The following is a 5,153-nucleotide window of genomic DNA, read 5'->3' on the forward strand; positions in this document are numbered from 1 at the left end:
CCCTTTCCCCACTTCCATAATTCACACATCCAAGCAAGGTTAATTTGTTGTAAATAAACTTAAATTCACTTAACATTATAACCTATTTCGTGAATTTGTGCCTACTTCTATTGCGTAGACGAGAAGAGGGGGAAGAGGCAAGGGAGCAGGGAGCAGGGAGAGTGTGGGAAGATGCGGGAGAGAGGGAAGGAGTGAAAGAGGGAAAGATAAAAAATCTTAACTTCCAACCATCACTCCCTCACTCCCCACGCTTAAAATATTTTCAAAGCAGTCCTCTAGCAACCAAAAATAGCTCTGTGAAGGGAAACTAGAGGAGAATGAGGGACTTTCAAATTAACAAACAAATAATTGCTTTGAATATGGGGAAACAATGAGCTACAAAAAAAAGTCTACTTGATAAATCAGACAATATATTTTTTTATATTTATTTCCGACTTTTATTCCCAAAATTTTCTAGTAATTTCTAGGACAAAAAATATTGCTATTAATCAGCTTGATTCTGTATTTTTTTAATTACAAATAATATATTCTAAAGCTTGAAAATACTCTTATAGATGCATCTTAGCATAATAATGCCTCATTCTATTAATGAAATCTACTAGCATTAAAAATGCTAATGAATTAGGTGAGTCATATTATTTTTTTAGTTTGTCTTTTTCTCTGTTTATTTGATGAAATTTTTGTTTTAGTTTGCGGCTGTTGAAATTTACAACATAAAGCAATAATTATGTTAAAATCGGATTAAATTATAGCAGCTATTCAAGCTGAGTTTGAAATAATTTTGCTATTGCCAGATTGCAAGGCAAAAAATAACTATATTGTGGAGTTTTTACGGTTATGACAACCTCCCAGGAGAGGATCATCCCCACGGATCTACGAAACGAAATGTCCAGGTCTTACCTGGAGTACGCTATGAGCGTAATTGTAGGTCGGGCCCTACCAGATGCCAGGGATGGTCTTAAACCTGTGCATCGTCGTATTCTTTACGCTATGCATGAATTGGGGTTGACAGCAGACCGCCCCTTTCGTAAATGTGCCCGTGTGGTAGGGGAAGTATTGGGTAAGTATCATCCCCATGGCGACACAGCAGTATATGATGCATTGGTGCGGATGGCTCAGGACTTTTCCATGAGAGCGCCGTTAATTCAAGGGCATGGAAACTTTGGTTCTGTGGATAACGATCCACCGGCAGCAATGCGTTATACCGAATGTCGCTTGCAGGCTTTAACCAGTGCGGCACTATTACAAGATATTGAATCAGAAACAGTAGATTTTAGCGATAACTTTGACGGTTCCCAACAAGAACCAACGGTGATGCCCGCAAGGCTGCCACAGCTACTACTGAATGGTTCTTCTGGGATTGCCGTGGGTATGGCAACTAATATCCCTCCCCATAACCTGGGTGAATTAGTAGATGGGGTTGTGGCGATGATTCACAACCCAGAAATTACGAATACAGACTTAATGCAGTATATCCACGGGCCAGATTTTCCCACGGGAGGGCAAGTCTTGGGAACTGCACCCATTAAAGAGGCTTACACCACGGGACGGGGTTCTATCACCATGCGGGGTGTGGCTAATATCGAAACCATCGAGCAAAGGGGTAGACCAGATCGAGAAGCTATCATTGTTACGGAATTACCTTACCAAACTAACAAAGCTGCCTTAATTGAAAAAATTGCCGAGCTAGTTAATGACAAGCGAATTGAGGGAATTGCAGATATCCGCGATGAGAGTGATCGCGATGGGATGCGGATTGTGATTGAACTCAAGCGTGATGCCTATCCTCGGGTAGTATTAAACAACCTGTATAAACAAACACCAGTTCAGACTAACTTCGGTGCCAATATGCTGGCATTGGTGAACGGTGAACCCCAGGTACTCGACCTGAGACAGTTTTTACAAGTTTTTCTGGATTTCCGGGTAGAAGCTATTACCAGAAGAACCCAGTATGAGTTGCGAAAAGCCCAGGAAAGGGATCACTTATTACAGGGTTTGTTAATTGCTTTATCCCAATTAGATCCTATCATTGCTTTGATCCGCCATGCGGCTGATACACCCACAGCGAAGGGAGAATTAATTACTAATTATGGTTTGTCAGAAGCACAAGCAGACGCAATTTTACAAATGCAACTACGGCGATTAACAGCCTTAGAAGCAGATAAGATTCGTAAGGAACACGAAGCATTACAAGAACAAATAGCTGACTTGCAGGATATCTTGGCAAGAAGGGAAAGGATTCTGGAAATTATTGAAACAGAAGTCACCCAGCTGAAAGCCACCCACGCCACACCAAGGCGGACAATCATTACCCCTGCTGAAGGTGATATTGGTGACATTGATTTAATTGCCAACGAAAAAGCAATTATTTTAATTACTGAGCAAGGGTATATTAAGCGGATGCCAGTGAATAGCTTTGAGGCGCAAAGTCGAGCAACTAGAGGAAAAGCCGCAGCCAAGGTGAAGCAAGATGACACAGTAGAACATTTCTTGACTTGTTGCGACCATGATAGCGTTCTTTTCTTTAGCGATCGCGGTGTAGTTTATTCCATCAAAGCTTATCAACTACCAATGGGTTCCCGTACTAGTCGAGGTACCCCAATTGTACAAATGTTGCCCATTCCCAAAGAGGAAAAAATTACCTCCATTGTGCCAGTAAGTGAGTTTAGCGATGATGAATATTTAGTCATGCTCACCCAAGGCGGTAACATTAAGAAAACATCCCTAGCAGCATTTAGTAACATTCGTGCCAATGGATTAATTGCTATTTCCTTAGAAGAAGGGGATCAACTGCGGTGGGTGAGAAGGGCAAAAGCAGAAGATTCTGTGATTGTCGGTTCCCATCATGGCATGGCGATTCACTTCCGTTGTAACCATGAACAATTAAGACCTCTAGGTAGGGCAACCAGGGGGGTAAAATCCATGAAATTGAAAAAAGGCGATCGCCTAGTAGGTATGGATATTATACCCGCTGCCGTACTCGCCAACGTCACCAGTACCCTAGATAGTGAAAGTGATGAGCTGGAAACAGAAGACATTGCTGGGGAAGAAAACATGGAAATTTTAGAAAGTAATAATACTGATCCTTGGGTATTAGTAATTACTACTGGTGGTTATGGTAAAAGGGTTCCTGTAGCTCAATTCCGCTTGCAAAATCGTGCTGGTCAAGGTTTAATGGCAACCAAATTCAAAAACCGTAAGACCAAAGACACCTTAGCTACCTTACAGATTGTTCACCATGAAGACGAAATCATGATGGTAACCAATCGCGGTATTATCATTAGACAATCAGTGGATGCAATTTCTATTCAATCCCGTTCTGCTACCGGGGTGAGGGTACAACGTCTAGATGAAGATGATGCAATTACAGGAGTGGCAATTGTTCCTCCTGATACTGGGGAAGATGAGGAAGAGTTGGAGTGAGTAATAAGTAATAAATTTAACCCCCAAGGGTTTTGGTAAGTTAAGAGGGGCACAGCATCTACAATAAATACTGTAGATGTTGTGCCCTTTTTTCTCGAATATTTCCTTAATGAATTGATATTTTAGATATTGATACTCTGAGGGATTCGAAAAGAGAGTAGATATTCGTAGGTATAATAGATTTGATTGCGAAGAGTGATTTTCGTTTCAATTTCTTGTAGGTTCTCCTTGAATTTATCCAAAGCTGTTTTTATTGAATCATCAACTCCCATTACCTCTTGGTATTGAGCCTCTGTAACAGGAAACTTATTAATTAAAATATTTAAACTACTTGCCGTCTTTACCCGCTCAATCACAACGGGATTATATCCAGCAACTCGCATATAGGTAAACATATCATCGCTCTTGGAAATTATTAGCGATCTTTGGTAACTTTATTTCTTTAAACAAGTTGTTATGAAGTCTAAAATCGAAAATTGTTATGACTGAAACTGCTTTTTGATTAACAATTATCGGCTAATCTCTAACTCATGGCGCAATTATGTGGGGAAGTGCATCAATGTATTACTGATGCACAGGTGATGCACCGGAGTTATGCGTGTATGAACAACATATCTCATACTTTCATTTTTGGGATGAAGTGCGACAACCTAGATTGGTTAAAGCCTTGGTGTGTCAAGCCTATGAAGGGTGAGACACTTGTAGTACTAAGTAACTTGTGTTATTAACAACAGAATATCACACACCCGTACATTATGATATATTCCTTAAGCAACTAAGTTTTTCTTTTGTAATTGGACTAAAAACCTTTGCCCTGACTGTGGTTCTATCACTTGACTAGGAAGATTATTGTCCTTGAGTAATGAGCGAAATTCCTCAATACTTCCCACCACTTTAAGTAAAGATGATAACACTCCTTCAAAGCTGACATCACCGCCAGCAGTAGAGAGCATAACTTGTGGTTGTAATTGTTGAGCAACTTCTAAAGCTTTTTGTCCACCGCGAATAAATGCTCCTACTAAGGGTAGATTCAAATTAATCAAAGGAGTGATGATTACATCAACAGGGGCAAATTTTTGTAAAGATGGAGAATGATACCCGTGGGGTTCGTAATAAAGGGTAAAACCAGTTTCTAATTCCTTGAGCAGATAACCGTTTTCTACCAGTGTAGGACCAACGGGAGAACCGGGGGTTGCGGTGATTTCCACTGATTCATCCCAGGAGAAGGTTTCCCCATGAGCCAGGGTGGTTATTTGGGTGTAACCTAAGCCTCTGACTACCTTAGCTGCATTTGCAGAAGCAACTACAGGTATGGAGCGATCGAGTTGTTTTAATGTGAGTGGGTGAGCGTGGTCTTCTAATCCCTGGGATAATAATATCAGATCGATATTGTCTGGGATTGGGTGTTCTTGGTTGTGGGAACCCTTGAAAAACCAATCTGCATTGGCAAAGGTTAAATTTCCAACAAGCCACGGATCGAGTAATATTTTCTTACTTCCAAGTTCAATTAACCAGCTATTACTATCTAAGTAAGTTAAATACATGACGTTTTGTGAAGATGATATTTATCTTCATTGTGACATGTGTCCAGATCCCTGACTTTTAGAGAGCATCCCATATTTTGATGCAATACCCTTCTAGGGTATCGCTACAGGAACAAAACCCACCTGCGTGGGTTAAGAGGAATTTAGCCCACGCAGGTGGGATTGGTTTGTGTAGCCCCAGGCTTT

The 5,153-nt window shown here is 40.8% G+C and carries 3 protein-coding genes; 1 reads left to right on the forward strand and 2 read right to left on the reverse strand.

Annotated features, from left to right (window positions below; all coding sequences use genetic code 11):
- Nucleotides 1-837: 837 nt before the first annotated feature.
- Nucleotides 838-3,423 carry a DNA topoisomerase (ATP-hydrolyzing) subunit A gene (gene gyrA, locus CALSC_RS14605; RefSeq protein WP_088242055.1) on the forward strand — a complete coding sequence of 862 codons (2,586 nt, stop codon included), beginning with the start codon at nucleotides 838-840 and terminating at the stop codon, nucleotides 3,421-3,423.
- A 122-nt stretch (nucleotides 3,424-3,545) separates the two neighbouring features.
- Here the strand turns inward: gyrA and CALSC_RS14610 are convergent, their stop codons facing one another.
- Together CALSC_RS14610 and CALSC_RS14615 are read right to left on the reverse strand one after the other, a co-directional pair.
- A complete protein-coding gene (locus CALSC_RS14610) occupies nucleotides 3,546-3,818 on the reverse strand; it encodes a hypothetical protein (protein ID WP_088242056.1) in 273 nt (90 codons plus the stop codon).
- Between the two features lie 372 nt (nucleotides 3,819-4,190).
- Entirely contained in the window at nucleotides 4,191-4,967 is a 777-nt protein-coding gene (locus CALSC_RS14615) for an MBL fold metallo-hydrolase (RefSeq protein WP_088242057.1), read from the reverse strand.
- Nucleotides 4,968-5,153: the final 186 nt, after the last annotated feature.

This window comes from Calothrix rhizosoleniae SC01 (genome assembly GCF_900185595.1).
Taxonomy (GTDB): Bacteria; Cyanobacteriota; Cyanobacteriia; order Cyanobacteriales; family Nostocaceae; genus Calothrix_A; species Calothrix_A rhizosoleniae.

What these genes read in the sequence shown, in the direction of transcription:
- gyrA (WP_088242055.1), top strand. Translation starts at nt 838, where the DNA reads ATGACAACCTCCCAGGAGAGGATCATCCCCACGGATCTACGAAACGAA.
- CALSC_RS14610 (WP_088242056.1), bottom strand. Translation starts at nt 3,818, where the DNA reads ATGTTTACCTATATGCGAGTTGCTGGATATAATCCCGTTGTGATTGAG.
- CALSC_RS14615 (WP_088242057.1), bottom strand. Translation starts at nt 4,967, where the DNA reads ATGTATTTAACTTACTTAGATAGTAATAGCTGGTTAATTGAACTTGGA.